The organism is Lacinutrix neustonica (assembly GCF_026625145.1).
GTDB lineage: Bacteria > Bacteroidota > Bacteroidia > Flavobacteriales > Flavobacteriaceae > Lacinutrix > Lacinutrix neustonica.
In genome coordinates, this window is record NZ_CP113088.1 from 2,261,591 (window position 1) to 2,282,558 (window position 20,968).

General features: G+C 35.5%; 10 protein-coding genes and 6 pseudogenes. 12 read left to right on the forward strand and 4 right to left on the reverse strand.

The window, feature by feature from the left end:
- The first annotated feature begins 1 nt into the window (after position 1).
- The 3 pseudogenes from N7U66_RS12320 (at position 2) to N7U66_RS12330 (ending at position 5,699) form a co-directional block, all read left to right on the forward strand.
- Positions 2-1,267: pseudogene (locus tag N7U66_RS12320) on the forward strand (glucose-1-phosphate adenylyltransferase).
- Positions 1,267-3,175 (forward strand): annotated as a pseudogene (gene glgB, locus N7U66_RS12325) (1,4-alpha-glucan branching protein GlgB). The pseudogenes N7U66_RS12320 and glgB overlap by 1 nt, the downstream one beginning before the upstream one ends.
- A gap of 124 nt (positions 3,176-3,299) precedes the next feature.
- Positions 3,300-5,699: pseudogene (locus tag N7U66_RS12330) on the forward strand (glycoside hydrolase family 31 protein).
- A 33-nt stretch (positions 5,700-5,732) separates the two neighbouring features.
- Here N7U66_RS12330 and N7U66_RS12335 read toward each other — a convergent pair.
- A pseudogene (locus N7U66_RS12335) lies at positions 5,733-7,579 on the reverse strand (cation:proton antiporter).
- 157 nt (positions 7,580-7,736) lie between these two features.
- Here N7U66_RS12335 and N7U66_RS12340 point away from each other — a divergent pair.
- From N7U66_RS12340 to N7U66_RS12360, 7 genes and pseudogenes are all read left to right on the forward strand, one after another.
- The gene (locus tag N7U66_RS12340) at positions 7,737-8,585 is read left to right on the forward strand and encodes a universal stress protein (RefSeq protein ID WP_267675529.1); all 849 of its coding nucleotides are present in this window, start codon (positions 7,737-7,739) and stop codon (positions 8,583-8,585) included.
- Entirely contained in the window at positions 8,582-8,893 is a 312-nt protein-coding gene (locus N7U66_RS21985) for a SulP family inorganic anion transporter (protein WP_313791216.1), read from the forward strand. The genes N7U66_RS12340 and N7U66_RS21985 overlap by 4 nt, the downstream gene beginning before the upstream one ends.
- 11 nt (positions 8,894-8,904) lie before the next feature.
- On the forward strand, positions 8,905-10,077 hold the full coding sequence (locus N7U66_RS21990) for a SulP family inorganic anion transporter (RefSeq protein WP_313791217.1): 1,173 nt from the start codon (positions 8,905-8,907) through the stop codon (positions 10,075-10,077).
- Positions 10,061-10,771, forward strand: coding sequence for a hypothetical protein (locus tag N7U66_RS21995; protein ID WP_313791218.1), 711 nt, complete (start codon positions 10,061-10,063; stop codon positions 10,769-10,771). Before N7U66_RS21990 ends, N7U66_RS21995 begins: the two co-directional genes overlap by 17 nt.
- A gap of 51 nt (positions 10,772-10,822) precedes the next feature.
- The gene (locus N7U66_RS12350) at positions 10,823-11,686 is read left to right on the forward strand and encodes an MBL fold metallo-hydrolase (protein ID WP_267675530.1); all 864 of its coding nucleotides are present in this window, start codon (positions 10,823-10,825) and stop codon (positions 11,684-11,686) included.
- 22 nt (positions 11,687-11,708) lie between these two features.
- Positions 11,709-13,325: pseudogene (locus N7U66_RS12355) on the forward strand (S8 family peptidase).
- Positions 13,326-13,401: 76 nt separating this feature from the next.
- Positions 13,402-15,248: pseudogene (locus tag N7U66_RS12360) on the forward strand (M1 family aminopeptidase).
- A 33-nt stretch (positions 15,249-15,281) separates the two neighbouring features.
- On the opposite strand, the gene N7U66_RS12365 reads toward N7U66_RS12360, so the two are convergent.
- The 3 genes from N7U66_RS12365 to N7U66_RS12375 all read right to left on the reverse strand — a co-directional run bounded on the left by N7U66_RS12365 (position 15,282) and on the right by N7U66_RS12375 (position 18,347).
- The gene (locus tag N7U66_RS12365; RefSeq protein ID WP_267675531.1) at positions 15,282-16,490 is read right to left on the reverse strand and encodes a succinylglutamate desuccinylase/aspartoacylase domain-containing protein; all 1,209 of its coding nucleotides are present in this window, start codon (positions 16,488-16,490) and stop codon (positions 15,282-15,284) included.
- A gap of 5 nt (positions 16,491-16,495) precedes the next feature.
- Complete coding sequence (locus tag N7U66_RS12370) at positions 16,496-17,494, reverse strand: CBS domain-containing protein (RefSeq protein WP_267678526.1); 999 nt, start codon at positions 17,492-17,494, stop codon at positions 16,496-16,498.
- A 94-nt stretch (positions 17,495-17,588) separates the two neighbouring features.
- The gene (locus N7U66_RS12375; RefSeq protein WP_267675532.1) at positions 17,589-18,347 is read right to left on the reverse strand and encodes a hypothetical protein; all 759 of its coding nucleotides are present in this window, start codon (positions 18,345-18,347) and stop codon (positions 17,589-17,591) included.
- A gap of 599 nt (positions 18,348-18,946) precedes the next feature.
- On the opposite strand from N7U66_RS12375, the gene rnpA reads away from it, so the two are divergent.
- Together rnpA and N7U66_RS12385 are read left to right on the forward strand one after the other, a co-directional pair.
- Positions 18,947-19,321 (forward strand): ribonuclease P protein component, encoded by a 375-nt coding sequence (gene rnpA, locus N7U66_RS12380; RefSeq protein ID WP_267675533.1) that lies wholly within the window; start codon positions 18,947-18,949, stop codon positions 19,319-19,321.
- Positions 19,318-20,961 carry a S41 family peptidase gene (locus N7U66_RS12385; RefSeq protein WP_267675534.1) on the forward strand — a complete coding sequence of 548 codons (1,644 nt, stop codon included), beginning with the start codon at positions 19,318-19,320 and terminating at the stop codon, positions 20,959-20,961. The genes rnpA and N7U66_RS12385 overlap by 4 nt, the downstream gene beginning before the upstream one ends.
- Positions 20,962-20,968 lie beyond the last annotated feature (7 nt).

Consider the following 20,968-nt stretch of genomic DNA (forward strand, 5'->3'; position numbering starts at 1 on the left):
AATGATAAACAACAAAGTCATTTCAATTATTTTGGGAGGCGGACAGGGATCGCGCTTATATCCGCTTACCGAAGCCCGATCAAAACCAGCAGTGCCCATTGCAGGAAAATACCGTTTGGTAGATATTCCCATTTCGAATTGTATCAATTCCGACATCAAACGCATATTTGTATTAACACAATTCAATTCAGCATCATTAAACAGACACATTAAAAACACCTATCACTTTAGCTTTTTTAGCTCCGGATTTGTAGACGTTTTAGCAGCAGAACAAACACCGAGAAAACAAAACCTGGTTTCAAGGGACTGCTGATGCCGTGAGACAGAGTATGCACCATTTTAAAAGACATGATTATGAATATGCTCTCATTCTATCGGGTGACCAATTGTATAGTATGGATTTTAATGACATGCTCAACAAGCATATAGAAAATAATGCTGCTATCTCTATAGCGACTTTACCAGTAAAAGAAAAGGACGCCACAGCCTTTGGTATTTTAAAAACCGATAAAGAAAACGTCATCACATCATTTATAGAAAAACCGAGATGAAACACTGTTACCTGATTGGACTTCTGAGGTGAGCACTGAAATGCAAGCGCAAGAACGGAATCACCTGGCGTCGATGGGTATTTATATTTTCAATAAAGCCCTTTTAGAGGAACTTATGGCAGATACAACTACTATTGATTTTGGAAAAGAAATCATACCACAATCCATTCATAATCACAAAGTACTGAGTTATCAATTTGAGGGCTATTGGACAGATATTGGGAATATAGATTCTTTCTTTGAAGCCAATATTGGTTTAACAGATGATCTCCCAAAATTTGATCTTTACGACATAAAAAACCGTGTCTACACTAGAGCTCGCATGCTACCCACTTCAAAAATTACGGGAACAAAATTAACAAAAACAGTAATTGCCGAAGGTTGCATTATAAGCGCAGAAAGCATAGAGCGTTCCGTTATAGGCATTCGCTCCGAATTGGAGACAACAGTATTATTAGCCACGTATATACTATGGGAAGTGATTATTACCGAGTCTTGAAGATTTGTCTGATGATCACAAAGTGTTAATAGGCATTGGAAAGCGTTGTAAAATTAGTCATGCCATTTTAGACAAAAATTGCAGCATTGGTAACGATGTTGAGATTAAAGGCGGGAAACACCTCCAAGATATTGAAACCGAAAACTACCTAATAAAAGAGGGCATCGTCGTGATTAAAAAAGGCGCCATAATCCCTGCTGGTTTTAAAATAGTTTAATGAGCAAAACAAAAGTATACAGTCTTTTTACTGATTTTGATATTACACTTTTCAAATCGGGGAAACATTTTAAATTATACGAAAAGTTTGGAGCACATCTTGTGACGTATAATACCGAAACAGGTGTCTATTTTGCCGTTTGGGCCCCTTCCGCAAAGACGGTTTCTGTAGTCGGTGATTTTAACTCCTGGGATGACTCACAGCATGTTTTAAATGTACGCTGGGACGCTTCGGGGATTTGGGAAGGCTTTATCCCCGAGGCAAAAAAAGGCATGCGCTATAAGTATAAGATCGTATCAAATAGCAATGGTGTAGTTACTGAAAAAATTGATCCGTATGCGCTATACTTTGAAAAATCTCCCAAGACAGCATCCATAATTTGGGATATTTCAGACTATAAATGGAGCGACACGCAATGGCTTAGCTATCGGAAAGATAAAAATGCATTAGATAAGCCCTATTCGGTATATGAAATTCATTTAGATTCCTGGCGAAAAAATGAGGATGGAACAAGTCTTAGTTATAACGAGTTCGCAAAAGAATTAGTTCATTATGTAAAAGACATGAATTTTACACATGTAGAATTTATGCCTATAATGGAGTATCCATATAATCCGTCTTGGGGATACCAATTGGTAGGTTACTTTGCACCAACCTCTCGTTTTGGAAACCCTCAAGAGTTTATGCAGCTCATTGATGCCTTACATCAAAATAATATCGGTGTGATTTTAGACTGGGTACCGTCTCATTTTCCTTCTGATGACCATGGTTTAGGTTTTTTTGATGGCACTCATTTGTATGAACATCCGGACCCAAAAAAAGGGTATCATCCGGACTGGAAAAGTCTTATTTTTAACTATGAAAGGAATGAGGTTCGCTCCTTTTTAATAAGCAATGCACTATTTTGGTTAGACCATTATCACATCGATGGGTTACGTGTAGATGCTGTAGCTTCCATGCTATATTTAGATTACTCCGGAGAACATGGCGCATGGGATCCCAACGCATTTGGTGGAAACGAAAACCTAGCCGCTATTTCCTTTCTAAAAGAATTTAATGAAGCTGTTTATAGTCATTATGATGATGTTCAAACCATTGCTGAAGAATCTACAGCATTTCCAGGCGTTACAAAACCTGTGAGTCTTGGTGGCTTAGGTTTTGGGATGAAATGGATGATGGGCTGGATGCATGATACGCTGCATTACTTTGCTCGAGATCCTATTTATAGACCACACCATCAAAACGACATTACCTTTAGCTTAACATATGCGTTTACTGAAAATTTTATGTTACCATTGTCGCATGATGAAGTGGTTCATGGTAAAAATTCTATTTTAGGTAGACTCCCGGGCGATGAGTGGCAGCGCTTTGCCAATTTAAGATTACTATACACCTATATGTACACGCATCCTGGTGCAAAACTCCTCTTTATGGGTAATGAATTTGGGCAATATACAGAATGGAACTTTCAAAAGAGTTTAGACTGGAATTTATTAGAGTATTTACCACATATTGGACTTAAAAATCATATTAAAGCACTTAATCTATTTTACAAAAACACACCGGCCCTTTTCGAAAAAGGCTTTAGTGTAGAAGGTTTTGAATGGATCAGTCATGACGATGCCAAAAACAGTGTGATCGCGTTCCTTAGAAAAGGTCATGATCCGAGAAAACGATGTCATTGTCGTGTGTAATTTTACCCCCAATACTCATAACAAATATAAAATAGGAGTGCCAAAAAAAGGAAACATTATAGAAATATTTAATAGTGATGCTGAAGACTTCGGAGGGAGCAATTCATTAAATACTAAACCAGTTAAAACGATTAAGGAACGCTGGAACAATAATCCGTTTTCTGCTGATATAACAATACCACCATTGGCGGTCACGGTCTTTAAATATGAATAATGGAAAAACAGTTTTTTTAAGGTCCTAAAATTCATTTTTATATAATAAAACGCATCTATTTTTAAAGAATTAAAAGCCTTTATCATGGTGTAAATCACTACGTTTATAATTAAAACACCCGAACATGATTACAAATACAGAGCTTGAAAAAAAAGGCAATCAGTTTCCTTCAAAAGTCATTTCTTATTCGAAAAATATTGATGTGCTTCACTTTAAAACAGAAAACAATGTCGCCCTTCAAATCACCGTCATTCGAGATAGTGTTTTACGTTTTAGATACGCCACAAGTTTAAGTTTTGAAAAAGACTTTTCTTATGCCATAACACGATATGCTGGCCGCGGTTATAATCTTCTAGAGATTACGGAAGACCTTAAAAACTATACCATCAAGACGCAAAAATTAATTTGTAAAGTGAATAAATCTAATTTAAAAATTACGCTTTACGACGCAAAAGATAATAGTTTAATTAATCAAGATGAGTTAGGATTTCACTGGGAAGATAGTTATGAATTTGGTGGTGATGTCGTGAAAATGAGTAAAACCGCTCAAGATGGTGAGAGTTATTATGGTTTAGGAGATAAGCCGGAGCACCTAAACTTAAAAGGTAAACGCTTTCAAAATTGGGTGACCGATTCTTATGCCTATGGTAAGCAAACAGATCCCATTTACAAAGCAATCCCGTTTTTTACAGGGTTGCATCACGGTAAATCGTATGGTATTTTCTTTGATAATACCTTTCGTTCCTATTTTGATTTTGCCCACGAACGTAAAAATGTAACCAGCTTTTGGGCACAAGGGGGTGAAATGAATTACTACTTTATTTATGGCCCGAAATGACAGACGTTGTTGAAAGTTATACCGATTTAACGGGTAAACCTCATCAACTCCCTGCGTTATGGGCTTTGGGGTATCACCAATGTAAATGGAGTTATTATCCGAATCCAAAGTTAAAGAAGTTGCCCGGAAATTTAGAGAACTAAAAATCCCTTGTGATGCGATCTATTTAGATATTGATTATATGGATGGTTTTAGATGCTTTACTTGGAACAAGGAGTATTTCCCTGACCCAAAACGCATGGTTAGCGAATTACTAGAGGATGGTTTTAAAACCATTGTTATCATCGATCCAGGCATTAAAATAGATTTAGATTATAGTGTTTTTAAGGAAGGTTTAGACAACGATTATTTTTGTAAACGTGCCGATGGACCTTATATGAAAGGTAAAGTGTGGCCTGGAGAATGTTACTTCCCAGATTTTACAAAACGAGAAGTAAGAGACTGGTGGTCCGGATTATTTAAAGAATTGATTGAAGATATTGGTGTAAAAGGCGTGTGGAATGACATGAATGAACCCGCCGTAATGGAGGTTCCTAATAAAACATTTCCGAGACGATGTAAGACATGATTATGACGGCAACCCGTGTAGCCATAGAAAAGCCCATAACATCTACGGGATGCAAATGGTTCGCGCTACCTATCACGGATTAAAAAAATATTCGTACCCCAAACGCCCTTTTGCTATAACCCGTGCCGCTTATTCCGGTACACAACGCTATACCTCGTCTTGGACGGGCGACAATATCGCGACCTGGGAACATTTATGGATTGCTAATGTACAAGCGCAGCGCATGGCCTTGTCTCGGCTTTTCCTTTATTGGAAGTGATATTGGTGGTTTCGCAGAACAGCCTAATGGTGAACTCTATGCGCGTTGGATTCAATTGGGTGTGTTTCACCCTTTTTGCCGTACCCATTCTTCGGGAGATCATGGTGAACAAGAACCCTGGATGTTTGGTGATGAAGTGACAGACGTAGTAAGAAAATTTATAGAGTTACGCTACCAGTTATTGCCGTATTTATATACCTCTTTTCGGCATTATTTAAATCAAGGCACCCCCATGTTAAAGTCATTGGTGCTGTACGATCAGCATGACATACAAACGCACTATAGAACAGACGAATTTATTTTTGGAAGTCAAATGCTTGTATGCCCTATTTTAGAACCCAATTCAAAAGGCAGGCGTTTATATGTCCCAAAAGGGATATGGTACGACTACTGGAAAAACGAATCTTTTCAAGGTGGCAAAGAGGTTTGGGTTGATGCCACCTTAGATAGTATGCCTATTTTTGTGAAAGCCGGCGCGATTATTCCTAAGTACCCTATTCAACAATATGTTGGCGAAATAGAAGTTGACCAAGTGACTTTAGATATCTATTACAAAAAAGGAAAAGAACATTCAGATTTATATGATGATGCGCATGATGGCTACGATTATACCAAAGGACGCTACAGTTTACGTCACTTCAAATTAACAGGGAAATCTAATGAATTAATCATTCAGCAACATAAATCGGGAAAGTATATATCACCGTTCAAAACCTTTAAATTGAACTTAATTGGATTGCCCTTTGAAATTAAAAAGATTGAAATTGATAACGTTGAGGTGCTTTACAAAGACATAAAATTCACAAAAAATCAGGCCATGATTATTGATAAAGATTTTACTGAGTTACATATTATGTAAATCAAGACAAAAGTTGAAACCGTTTTATAAGCATTAAACCGTTTCAACTTTTTCAACATCCAACGGTTTTCCTAGATAAACTAAAAAATCACCGTCTTTAATTTCTTCAATGCTTGTATTATACGAAGAGATAATAAGTATGTCGCCTTCTGCCTTTTTTAGAAATAAAGGTATAATATCTTTATCGGCGTTTGTTATTTTTATTAAATCTTCATAATGTGCCTTGTCTTTAAGTTCAATTTCCTGAATGCTTGGAAACTTTCTCGGTTACATTAGTTAAGGTTGTAAAATCATCGGTGTGCGAAAACAGGCCTTCTGTTGGGTTGTTCTTTTCATCACGCATTTCATCAACGCTAACCAGTCTAAAGGAACCATTTTCTCCAAATTGCTTACTAAATTTACCAATCGCATATTTGTTAATATCAGTACTTCCAGTTAAAGCCATTAAGTACCCAACATCGTTTAATTCTATATTATCCATCAACGTATCTGAATAAATATTCGTGGTAATGGCTTCAAGACCTAATTCTTTTGCTTTGGCAATATTACCGGGGTTACTATCAATTAGGACCACGTGTCTTCCATTAGACTCTAAATAATGTCCGATTAATCTGGAGACTTTAGAGGCGCCTACAATTAAAATACCGTCAGATTTAGTTAAAAACACACCTACCATTTTAGCAAATAATCGTGCTGTTGTCGCATTCAATAATACGGTACCTAGTACAATCATAAACACCAATGGTGTAATATACTCTGCGCCAGGAACCCCTTCCTTTGCTAATTTTAAACCAAAAAGAGAAGCAATACCCGCAGCGACAATACCTCTTGGCCCAACCCAACTAATAAATAGTTTTTCATTAAGTTTTAAAGAAGATCCTTGTGTACTTATAAAAACACCCAAAGGTCTTATTAAAAACACAATAGCTGCAAATAAGGCCGCTGTATTCCAATTGTAAATGAGATAGAGCTCTTCCATATTAATGTTGGCTGCTAATAAGATGAAAAGAATAGAAATAAGAAGAACACTTAGTGATTCTTTAAAGTATAGAATATCTTTCAAATAAGGAGATTTAGAATTCCCCAAAACCATACCCATCACAACGACAGCCAATAATCCGAGACTCATGAGCAAAGGCATCTGATAGAACAAAAACACCTAAAACAGCGGCTAAAGTAAAGACGTTCATTAAATAATGAGGGACTAATTTTCTATTCAATATTAAATTCAATGCATGTGCAAAAGTAAAACCAAAACTGGCACCAAATAATACAATTTTACCAAATTCAATCAGAGCCGTTTTGGTAAATTCCCCACCAGCATCCACACTTATAAATTCGAAAACTAAAACGGCAACTAATGCCCCTATTGGATCAATTAGAATTCCTTCCCATTTTAATACAGCAGATACGTCTTTCTTTAAAGGAATATTTCTTAAAATAGGTGTAATCACTGTTGGTCCAGTAACAATAATTAACGCAGAAAATAAAAATGAAATTTTCCAACTTAAATTAAAAGTAAAATGCGCGGCCACTGCTGCTCCAAAAAAAGTAATGAGTGATCCAATTGAAATTAACTTGGTAATTACTGGTCCAACATTTTTTATTTCTCCTGTTTTTAGAGTTAAGCCGCCTTCAAAAAGAATGATACTAATGGCTAGCGATACAAAATAAAACAAACTTTCTCCGGGGAATAAGCCCTCATCTCCGTTCCGGATAGGTTCTATCCATTTAGTGCCGTCTTCACTTAAAAATTCGGCAGCAATTGGTCCAACTAACAGCCCTATTAAAATTAATGGTAAAATGGCAGGGATTTTAAATTTCCAAGCCACCCATTGTGCCAAGATTCCTAATATAATAATACCTCCTAACTCTAACATAAATTTGATTTTTTCGTGAAATTAACATTTAAAACCGTAATGAAAAGTATAATTAAGCAAAAATTGGGAGAACAGGTTCCAAAAGAGTCTGTGTGAATGGATTTTTTTAAACTGAAAAAAATGTTATCTTTCAATTTTTTAGAAATCCAACAGATTAGTGTCTTTAAAACCCTTTAAAACCTTAGGAATCGGTGTCGCTTTTTCACCAAATTTAAAACCGAATTTATATGAAGCCGCTCGACTGTCTTTATATTTCGATGCCAAATTGGTACTTATTCATGTTGGTGAAGAGTCTGAAGACAAAATAAAAACCCTGAAGATAATTCTAAATACCTTTAAAAAAGACCAACTTAACTATGAGGTAATCTTCAAGCCCGGAGACCCTGTAGATGTTATTTTAAGTGCTTCTAAAGAAAATAATATTGATTTATTAATCATTGGTGCCGCAAAACGTGAAAAACTCTTAACCTATTATGTGGGATCTATTGCTCGTAAAATTACGAGACAGGCAACATGCTCGTTGCTGCTATTAATCAACCCCTCGGTAGATCGAGTCTCGTGCAAACACATTGTGGTTAATGGGTTAAAAGACCCTAAAACCGAAAGAACTATCGCTACAGCTTTTTACGTTGGTTTAAAATTAAGGTCTGAAAAGCTTACTATTGTTGAAGAAATAAAACAAAATGAAATCGCTGTTAAAGTTGAAGATGATAAATCTTTACGAAAAGCAACGATTTTGAAAGAGCGTTTACGTAATCGTGAACGTTCGAGAGTCAATCATATTATAGAAAATATTCCAAAAGAATATACTCAAAATATAGCTGTTAAATCTCAACCTATCTTTGGAACACAAGGTTATTCTATCGGGCATTACGCACAAATTAAGCGCGCTGATTTATTAATCATGAATGCACCCTCAAAAATGACCTTTTGGGATCGTTTATTTCCACACGATATAGAACACATTTTAACCGAGCTACCAACCGATGTTTTAATTATTCAATGAGTCCCAAAAAGAATAACATAAAAAGTTTTTTTAAAACCCTACCAAGAAACATTTTTTCGGGATTTGTGGTAAGTCTTATCGCTCTACCGCTAGGTTTAGGCCTTGCTATGGCTAGTGATGCACCGCCTATATCGGGGGTTATTGCAGCCGTAATTGGAGGTGTTGTTGTGTCTATTTTGGGAGGAAGCCATGTGACTATTTCTCGGACCAGGAAATGGATTGGTGGGCGTCCTTTTAGTCGCTATATCCACATTAGGACTAGAAAGTGCTTTTGCTGCCATCATCTGTTCTCGGAATATTGCTTCTAACCTTAGGTTTTTTGCGCTTAGGAAAGTTAGCAAACTTCTTTCCTTCCAGTGCTATACAAGGGATGTTAGCTGCTATTGGTCTTATAATTTTAGGCAAGCAATTCCATATCATGCTAGCCCACAGAATAAAACGTGAGGATACTTTAGATTACCTGTTTGAGATTCCCTTTACCATAAATGACGCCATTCATTACCATAAAACCGCGTTAATTTATGCGGCATTGGCTGGTGCTATAAGCTTTCTAATTATGAGTTTATACTCTAAAATTAGAAACAAGTATTTGCAATTAATCCCTGCCCCCATGTGGATTGTTTTACTCTCTATTGGTTTTAGTTATTATTTTGAGTTCGTAATCCATGAAAACAATCCAATAGACCGAGAGTACATGATTTCCGGCATTCCCCAATTTTCAGAAATTATATCGCAAATACCAACTGTAGATTTTAGTCAGGTTGGCACCATTTCGTTTTGGATCAGTGTTTTAGCACTCACCTTAATCGCCAGTATCGAATCCCTTTTAAGTATAAAAGCTGTAGATAAATTAGATCCTGAGAAACGTCGGAGTAATGTTAATAGGGATTTAAAAGCCCTTGGTTTAGCTACCATAGGGAGTGGTTTTTTGGGAGGTTTAAACGTCGTAACTGTTATTGCGCGAAGTTCTGTAAATGTTAACAACGGAGGGAGCAACCGCTCCTCTAACTTTTTTCATGCTACATTTTTAGTGATTTTTATCGTTTTATTTAGCACACAATTAACCCGTATCCCTTTGCCTGCTTTAATGGCTATTTTAGTATATACGGGTTACAAATTAGCCTCGCCGGAGAACATAAAAAAGATTTTTAGAATTGGTAGAGAACAACTCATTATCTTCTTTGTAACGCTTATTGTCACCCTTAAAGTGGGTTTAATTTACGGGATTACATCGGGTGTTTTAGTCACTTTTATAATTCATGTGTTTATTAATAAGAGTGTCGCGCTTTTTGCGAGAAACTTATTAAAACCCAATGTTTTAATGTTTCAAGAGGACCGTAATTATTATGTGAGTGTTAAACACTTTTGTAGTTTTTTAAATTTTTATAAATTAAAAGAAAAACTAGACGCTGTTCCGAGAAACCGAAGATATTATTGTCGATTTTTCTCTCTGCCCTTTTGTAGATCATACCGTTATGGAAAACCTGAATAACTATCAAGAATTGTTCTCTAAGCGTGGGGGCCACTTTGAAGTGTTAGGTTTAGATTTACACGATACAGATTCTAAACATCCCTTTGCGCTTAGACGTTTATTGCCCGTACCTAATATGATTAAAAAGAGTTTGACACGCAGACAAACGTCTATTGAAGAATTGGCAGAAAAGTACGCGCTAAATTATAAATCTATAAAACAAAGAGAGACGCATTTTCTTGATAATTTTTTATTCTTCAGGACCAAGAAAATAAATTACATTTACAATCAACTCAACAGTAAAAATGGAGCGTTAAACGCCTTTGATATTGAATTTTCTGAAGGCGAGTTTATTGCGAAAGAAGTCATGCGCTCTACCATGCTTCATATTAAACTTAACAAAGATATTCCTGAATTTACTTTAGATCGCGAGGGCTTTTTAGAAAAAGTCTATGCCTTTGCTGGCTTCAAGGATATTCCTATTGATAATCATTCTGATTTCTCAAGACACTTCTATTTATTAGGGGAGGACACGCAGGCCATTCAAGCTTTTTTTACTGATAAAATCACCCACTTTTTTGAAAACAATCCTTACTATCACGTAGAATCTAACGGCAACGACTTACTTATTTTTGGTCGAGAACGTTTAGCTAGTATACAAGAAATAGAGGCGCTTTATGATTTTGGTAGACGATTAAAGGCTATTGTTTCATAAGAAAAACTTAATAGTGACTCACTTTTCTATCCTTTTTCATAATTTGCAAGAATGAATTTATATCCAATTAATGCTGGCAATTTTAAACTTGATGGGGGCGCTATGTTTGGCGTGGTACCAAAATCGCTATGGACCCGAACAAATCCTGCCGATAGTAATAACATGATTGATATTGCGGCGCGCTGTCTCTTGATTGAAGATAGCGATCGGTTAATTTTAATCGATACTGGAATGGGAAACAAACAAAGTGAAAAGTTTTATGGGTATTACCATCTTTGGGGTGACGATACTATAGATAAGTCTTTGGCAAAATATGGGTTTCACCGGGATGATATTACCGATGTGTTTATGACACATCTGCATTTTGATCATTGTGGGGGAAGCATTCAATATAACAAAGACCGCACACTTTTAGAACCTGCCTTTAAAAACGCCGTTTTTTGGAGCAATGACAAACATTGGCAATGGGCAACACAGCCCAACCGTCGCGAAGTGGCCTCTTTTTTAAAAGAAAACATCTTACCTATGGAAGCATGCGGGCATTTAAAGTTTACTTCGCTTCCTAAAAAAGATCTTTTAAAAAACTCGGCATTAGGTTTTGATATTTTCTTCGCCAATGGTCATACAGAAAAACAAATGATTCCTATGATAAGGTATCAAGACAAAACCATTTGTTTTATGGCCGATTTATTACCTACCGTGGGACACCTACCAATTCCATTCGTTATGGGCTATGACACAAGACCACTATTGAGTTTAGACGAAAAAGAAAAATTCCTCAATTTAGCGGCAGATAATAATTATTACTTATTTTTGGAACACGATGCACATCATGAACTAATAACCGTTCAACATACGGAGAAAGGTGTGCGTTTAAAAGAAATTCACACCAGTAAAGACATATTTAATTTATAAAAATAACTAAACACCTTACACCATGAAATTTATTAATAAGACACTATTATTCTCCCTCTTTTCAGCAGTGATGTTATCAAGCTGTGGTGGTGGAGCCCCAATATTATCAACGCCTATTGAAAATATTGACACAACACCTATTAAAGAGGCCGATTTAACTACTGCCGAAAAGCAGAATTGGGGTCACTTGGATCTAGTAAAAGATACGATTCCAGGAATGAGTGTTGACAAAGCATATGCCGAAATTATAAAAGGCAAAAAAGGACAAAAAATTATTGTTGCCGTTATCGATTCCGGAATTGATATCACTCACGAAGATTTAGATGGTGTCCTGTGGACCAATAAAAAAGAAATCGCCGGAAACGGGAAAGATGATGATGGTAATGGGTATATCGATGACATCCACGGATGGAATTTTCCGGGTACTGGCTATGATGAGCAATTAGAATACGTGCGCTTAATTGCTAGTGGTGACACCAGCGCGCCAAGATATGCTGAAGCTAAAGCGAAATATGATACCGATTATGGACAAGCGTTATCAAGAAAACAATACTATGATCAAGTATACGCGAAGGTGAATGATGCTAATAAAGTACTGTCGGCTCATTTTAAAAAACGCAGTTATACAGCAAAAGAAGTTGCCGCAATTGAAACTGAAGACGCAGAATTAAAAGCAGCTATAGAAACCGCTAATTTAATGTATAGTAATGGTATGACGTCTCTTGAAGAAGGTTTGGAACAAGTTAAGGGAGGTGTAGAGTACTTTACAGATCAAGTAAATTTTAATTTAAACAAAGACTTTAAAGGTAGAAAAACAGGGGATAACCCAAACGATTTTAACGATAAATCAGGCTACGGTAATGGAAATGTTTTGCCAGTAAAAAAATCTGAAGCTCATGGAACGCACGTTGCAGGTATTATTGCTGCCGAACGTAATAATGGAAAAGGAGCAAATGGCGTTGCTAATAATGTTGAAATCATGAGTATTCGTGCTGTTCCAAATGGTGATGAGTATGATAAAGACGTTGCAAAAGCCATTCGCTACGCTGTTGATAATGGTGCAAAAATAATTAATGGTAGTTTTGGAAAAAGTTTTTCTCCACATGCAGATTGGGTAAGAGATGCTATTAAGTACGCTAGTGATAAAGGTGTGGTCTTTGTCCATGCTGCAGGAAATGATGGTAAAGATGTCGATACAGCCCCAAATTTTCCGAGACGATAACATAAATGGTGAGGAAGTGAGCAATACGTATATTCGTGTTGGTGCTTTAGCCCCTAGTTATGGCACCAATATGGTTGCAGGGTTTTCTAACTATGGAAAGAAAAATGTAGATGTTTTTGCGCCTGGTGCTCAAATATATTCTACAACACCGTGAAAACGAATATAGTACTTTTGGTGGTACATCTATGGCTGCTCCTGCGGTTGCTGGGGTTGCTGCTTTAGTATGGTCTCAGTATCCAAAACTAACCGCTGCTCAAGTGAAGCAAATTATTTTAGATTCTCGGTTTAGCGGTTACAACTAAGGTTGTTGTTGGTGGTGATGCTAATAATATACAAGCCTTTGGAAGCTTAACAAAATCAGCAAAAATGGTTAATGCTTACAATGCATTGGTTATGGCTGCTCAATTATCTAAATAATTAGTAATTAACAAACCGCTTAATATAGTTATCCTCTTGGTTAACCATTAAGCGGTTTATTTTTAAATAAATTCAAATGAAAAAGCTTTTTTTCTTCGCGGTATCGGTGTCTCTTATTTTAGCCTCATGTGGCTCATCTAAAAGTGTTTCAAAAACTTCAAGCCCTTCACTAAGCAGTCCCATGGCCGTGACAGCTAGTTCTGCTAAGTCTACCTATTGGCAACAACATGTTGACTACAAAATGGATATAGATATGAATGTGAATGACTACCAATATCAAGGCAAGCAGACATTAGTGTATACCAATAATTCTCCGAGATGTTTTAGACAAAGTATTCTATCACTTATACTTTAATGCGTTTCAACCAGGAAGTGAAATGGATATTCGATTACAAACCATAGAAGATCCGAGACGGCAGGATGGTTACTCAAGTTGGCGATGTCAAAGAAAGTAGAATAAGTAAATTAAAACCCAATGAAATTGGGTACATCAATGTCTCCTCTTTGAAGCAAAATGGAAACAAAGTAGAGCATATAACTGCAGGAACTATTTTAGAGGTAACATTGAACAAAGCCATTCAGCCCGGTGAAAGTGTCACTTTTGATATGGTTTTTGATGCTCAAGTCCCAGTACAAATTCGACGTTCGGGCAGAAATAATGCCGAAGGTGTGGCATTGTCAATGACACAATGGTATCCTAAGTTAGCAGAGTATGATTTTGAAGGTTGGCATGCTGATCCTTACATTGGAAGAGAATTTCATGGTGTGTGGGGTGATTTTAATGTGAACTTAACTATTGATAAAGACTATATCGTTGGGGGTACGGGATATCTTGAAAAAGAGACTGTGAACGGGAATAAAAAAACCTTACGTTATACCGCGCCTAACGTTCACGACTTTACTTGGGCTGCAGATCCTGATTATATTCACGATACGATGCAGGTGCCTAACGGACCTCTGCTTAATTTCTATTACAAAAAAGATTTACCTGCTGAAAATCTTCAGTTTTGGAAAGTATTACAGCCGAAAACTGTGGAAATGATGCAATATTTTAGTGAAAATATAGGCCAATATCCATACGATCAGTATTCAGTTATCCAAGGAGGTGACGGCGGTATGGAGTATGCGATGTGTACTTTAATTACAGGAAAAAGAAAGCTTGGAAGCCTCATCGGGGTTACTGCTCATGAATTGGCACACACCTGGTTTCAATTCTTATTGGCCTCCAATGAAGGTAAGCACGAGTGGATGGATGAAGGTTTCACCAGTTACATTAGTGATTATGCTATGGATTTTATTAACAAAGAAAATGCTGATAACCCTGTTGCAAGTGCTTATAAAGGATACTATTATTTAGTTAAATCAGGTAAAGAAAAACCACAATCCACACACGCCGATCGTTTTGAGTCTAATATGGCTTACGGCATTGCTGCTTATAATAAGGGTGCGGTATTTTTATCTCAACTAGGCTATGTTATTGGACAGGAAAATTTAAATAAAACCTTAAAACAGTATTTTAGAGATTGGGCTTTTAAGCACCCTACACCTAACGATTTTATTCGTGTGGCCGAAAAAATATCCGGATTAGAGTTAGATTGGTATTTAACCGATTGGACAATGACCACCAATACCATTGACTACGGCGTAAAAAATATTGATGCTAATAAAGTCACATTAGAACGTATTGGCTTAATGCCAATGCCTTTAGATGTCGAAGTTACCTATACCGATGGTTCAACCGAGAGTGTTTATATTCCTTTACAAATGATGCGGGGTGAGAAACCAACCTCAGCAACTATTAAACCAGATTGGGCTTGGGCATATCCAACCTATACTTTTGAGGTTAAAAAGAATGTGAAAAGCGTTGAAATTGATCCTAAAGGGTTAATGGCAGATATTAATAAAGAGAATAATAAAAAGTAAACGTTCAATTTTAAAAATTTAAAAAAGCAGTATTTAAAAAATACTGCTTTTTTTATACCACAATTCATTTTTATACTGCAGAACCTTTGCTGTTTGTTCTCTATTAAATAGCATCATAAAATGTCTACTTATTTTTTTTTTGCGATACCCAAATAAATGAAAAATAGATTTAGCGAAAAATTTAGTGACCCTTAAATCAATCATAAGTACTTTTCTGTCCCTAGTTTCCCAAAAAACGCCTGGAAGCATTACAAATAAGCGTTCTAATTTTAAGCGTCGTAAAACTATTGAAAGTTGCAAAATTAAAGGCGTGATTGTTTTTATAATAAAAAAGCCTTCTTGACCTTTACTTTGATACAATGGCATAAAAAGTCTCGCATTAAATTTTGATAATATCTTGTTATTGTTGCTTTTAGCTAAAGCGGCTCCTTTCTTAATTCGTTGAAAACTTTTAAAACCAGGAAGCATCTCAAATCGCTCTTCTTTATTAATAGCGTATAAATAAACGACTTCAAAAAAATGAATGTTGTTTTTTGATTGTTCTTTAAGTTGGTTATAATAAACAGGATACCCAGTAATATCTTCGCTTTGCATCACAGTCGTATTTACTAACACAAGATAAATAAATGCAATACTATTTGAGAAGGCCGCTGCGCTATCGTGTTGACCTGATTCAAAACCCAATGATACATAACCTAGTGTATTTATATAACTTAATAATGGACCATTAAGGTATTCTTCAATTCCTAAAACAATTGGGACCGGGAAAACCTTTGAAAAATAACGATTTATTAAAGCGTCGTTAATGGTAATAAATGGAAGTGTCTTACTAGACGTTGTGTGTAGGTCTATAAAATAAAAAGGACCTGTATTCGTATTTATAATGTCCTTTAAAATACTGTAAAGTTCTGTTTGTTCTTTTTCTTCTATGTTGTAAACCAATTTGTTTTTAAGTGCGTTAAGCTTCTCATCAGTCCATAGCCTATTTAGATCTTCATCTATATAACGCTGATGATGGTTTAAGGCGTTTAAATTTCCCGCGATGCCATAAACTGTCCCATTTACCAAACTATTAGTAAGTGTTCTAAAAATAGAATCTAGAGCAAAAACGCCTGCGGTTTCATTACCATGAATCCCTGCAAAAAAAACGACGGTTGGCCCTTGAGAATGGCCTTCCACTTTTCCAATTATTCTATTGACCTGAATGGTTTCATCCAGTGCCTTATTGAAGACATTCACCATAAAGTTTACATATCATTTAATGTAATAATCCCTATTAATTTTTTTCCTTTAACAACAGGAAGACACCCAATTTGGTGCGTCTCCATTAAGGCTTTGGCTTTGGTTACCGTTTCATCTTCAGTACTGGTTATTAAGTCTTGTTTCATTACATTCTGAACCGATTTTGTAGTGGCCTCGTATTTATGTAAATAGCTTTTTACATCATTCCAGCTTAATAATCCAATTAAATTTTTACGTTTATTAATGACCGGCATATGGTGAATGTTTTTCCATTTCATAATTTGAAGAACAAGCTCCAAGCTGTCTTTTTTGTCTACAGAAAAAATATCTGTATTCATAATGTGCCGCACCTTTTTTTTAATCTTAAATGTCGTGGTTGCATCAGGCTGAAGGACCTCCCAACTGGAAACCGGATAATCGTGTGCCTGTTTTAAATACAAATTAGCCGTTAATACTTGTAAGGCTTCATGTCGTTTTTTTGATTGCAATACATTTCTATAACTCTTAATTAGCCATTCTGAAGCTGTAAAAGAATGTGCCCTATTTTCAATAATGCCTAAATAGTATTCTGCATCTTTGGGAGAAATACCTTTACTATAAAGCCCCCGATAAGCCATAGGCAATAATTCATCTAGAATTAAATCCTGACTGGAAATCGTTTTGTTATTCCATTTAAACTGAGTTCCCATACCATAACGTGCCGCACTAAAGAAGTTTAATTTTACATCTTTAAAATCCATCGTTTCATGTATGGTTTTGTATTGTTTTGGTTTGCCAAGCATGACACCAACCCAAAACATCATGTTAGCAATTTCGTCTGTCATTGAAGGGCCTGAAGGAATGTATCTGTTTTCTATTCTAATATGAGGCTTTCCATTTCCAACCCCATAGCATACTCTATTCCAGCGATAGACTGTTCCGTTGTGAAGATTTAATGCTTTCAGTTCCGGAATGTCATTTTGATCTAACATTTCAATACTGTCTTTTTCGAATTCAGAGGTCACCAAACTTCTAAACCTGGAAATATTATCTTTAAAAATATCAGTAATACTTCCTGTTTCCCAAGCGCGACCAAAACTAACTCTAGACTGCTTTTCATTAAGTAAAAATGAATTTGCTCGCGGTGTCTACACTTTGCGTAAATAGTGCAATTCTAGTTTCACTCCACAACTCCTTACCAAAAAGCAACGGAGAGTTAGTACAGACACTTAAGATTGGCCCGTAAATAGCTTGTGCCCAATTATAGTCTTCCACAAAAGTCTCCGGATTCATTTGTAAATGGGATTGAAAACTGGTATTACAGCCTTCAAGCATGACGGAATCATGTAACAAATTAAGTTCATCTACACCTTTAATGTGAATGTTAAAATCTTGTTTTCTCGATTCTTTTACAGCATCATTTAACACATAATACCGCTGTATTGGCGCCATATTATTTATACTTATATGTTTTAAAGAAAGGGTTGGAAGAATGCCTGTAAGAACTATTTTTGAGTGGTGTTTTTTTGCACTTATTTTAGCCTTTTCCATTAATGTGATGAGCTGAGTATGCATTTTAGAAAAACAGTTTGTTTCCAACTCAATCGGATCAAGATTAATTTCCAAGTTGTAGTTACCAATTTCTGTAGTGAAATGGGTATCATCGATGTCTTTTAAAATAGCAATTGCATTATTATTTGGTAAAAAAGCATTATCAACAATACAAAACTCTTGTTCGGCACCAATTCTAATAGGTGCTTTTTCAATGAGGTCTTCATTAATCATTCGATCTAAAGCCTCAATATCTTTAGAAAGGTGATATATATAATTTGCTTTATCTCTTTTTTTATTTAGCTTAATAACATTTAAGTTTCCCATTGTATTAGAGTTAATGGTATTAAAATTACTTTAAACACTGCTATTAAAACATGATTAAAATCATATTTTATTGTGCATTTAATTAAACTAACAGTATAATTGAAAGGGCACTACCTGGTTTTGAGCTTAAGTGTCATTTTATAATCTTTGGTAATAGACAACAAACAATACCTTATAAAATCAAAATAAAACAGACCTTGTCTTTCTTATAAAAAACACTTTAACTAGAACCCTATAAACATCCCTTTTACAGGTTATTTACATTTCAACTCTTTTTCGCGATGCGGTGTACTCAAAATAAAATCAAATATTTCTTCTGGCGGTTATATACAAATGTCTGATTTATTGATAAATTTGTATCTTCGTCTCGTCTATAGCATAAGTGCTAAACATTTAGTAAAAGATTATTATATTTTAAGTATTTATGACTACTATAGATGAAAAACACTGCTATTATTAACCCCTTTCATTTAAATAATTATGCCTTTTCAAAACGAATAGGGGTTAAAGAGACCACTATAAAATAGTATTATTAATGGAAGGCTATAAGAGGATGGGGTCTAAAAAAACAAGTAAGAACTAATTTCGGTTCTATTACAATGAAATTCACTTACAATAAAAAAGAAAAACTTAAAAGCCAAAAAGCGATTGCCCAACTATTTCTTGAGGGCCATAGTCTTTCGGCATACCCTTTGCGGTTAGTATACCAACAAAATGAAACTGGAATTAAGGCTGGTGTTTCTGTAAGCAAGCGTAATTTTAAAAAAGCGGTAGACCGAATAAGAATAAAACGATTGCTTAGAGAGGCTTATCGCCTCAATAAAAATATGTTAATAGACAACAACAGTACACATTACTCGTTTATGATTTTATATATTAGTAAAGAAATGCCCGATTTTATATTGGTTGATACCAAAATGAAAAGCTTATTGCATAAATTTATAGATCAAACTTCTAAAAACCTGAAGTCATGAAAAAGATACTCAAAAGAAAAATTCTCATTCCAATTTTTGCTCAGGTTATTTTAATAACCGGTTCTGCCTTTAAAACATACAATAATGACTTCTTTGAAATTGCAAAGCAAATAGAAATTTTTACTACGCTTTTTAAAGAGTTAAATATGAATTATGTAGATGAAACAAACCCTGCAGATTTGATGGATAATGCCATTAAAAACATGTTGAATGAATTGGATCCCTATACAAAATTCTATAATGAGCAAGATGTTGAAGCTGCTAGAATAAAACAAACAGGAGACTATACAGGTGTAGGTGCGAGTATTAAAACATTAAAAGACAAATTAGTAGTTATTGAGCCTTATAAGGGCTATCCTGCAGATAAAGCAGGATTAAAGGCAGGAGATGAAATTATTAATGTAGATGGCCACAGTGTAGAGGATTACGAAGATGATGCCGGAAACCTGCTTAAAGGCACTCCTAATTCTACGGTAGAACTCGTTTATGTAAGACAGGGTAAAACTTATAAAGCGATAATAAAACGTTCTGAAATTGCAATCGATGCGGTTCCTCATTTCTCAATGGTAAATGAAACAACAGGATATATTGTTTTAAAGAAATTTAATGAAAAGGCCTCACAACAAACAGAGTACGCGCTAAAAGATTTAAAAGCACAAGGTGCAAAAACGGTTATTTTAGACCTCCGTAGTAATCCTGGTGGCCTGTTGAGAGAAGCGGTAAATATTGTGAATTTATTTGTACCAAAAGGGCAATTAGTGGTAACTACAAAATCTAAGGTTAAAAAATACAACCGTACCTATTATACCAACAGCGATCCTGTGGATACAGAAATCCCTGTAGTGGTTTTAATAAATGGGCAAAGCGCATCTGCTAGTGAAATTGTTGCTGGAACGCTACAAGATTTAGATCGTGCAGTGATTGTTGGCGCTAGGAGTTTTGGAAAAGGTTTAGTTCAGCGCCCTAAAAAATTAACATACGGCACACAACTAAAAGTTACGATTTCTCGGTACTACACACCTTCTGGTCGTTGTATTCAGGCTTTAGATTATTGGAATAAAGACGATAAAGGCAATGCAGTAAGAGTAAAACAAAAAGACTATAACGTTTTCAAAACTGCAAAAGGAAGAAAAGTTTATGATGGCGGCGGTGTGTTTCCTGATGAAGCTTTAGATTATTCTAAAAACTCAGCCATTACAAAAGCTATTTTGAGTAATCAAAGTATCTTTGATTATGCTACTAAATATTATTATAGTCATGAGATTGAAGACATCAATGCGTTTAAATTATCAGATTCAGATTTCCGAAGCTTTAAAAGCTTTTTAAAATCCTCTCATTTCTCCTTTGAAACAGACACAGAAATGGCCCTTTACAAGGCTCTAGAAGTGGCAAAATCTGAAAATCTCGATGACGATATTCGTCGCGACTTTAATTCATTGCTTGAAAATTTAAATAATTCTAAATTAAAAGCTGTTGATGATAATAAATCGCAACTTATGAGCTTATTAAGTGATGAAATCATTAAACGCTATGTTTACAGAGAAGGCTTATATGACTATTATAAAATGCACAACGCTGAAATAAAAAAGTCTACCGAAATTTTAGAAAACCTTTCTAAATATAACAGTTATTTAAAGTAACAACATA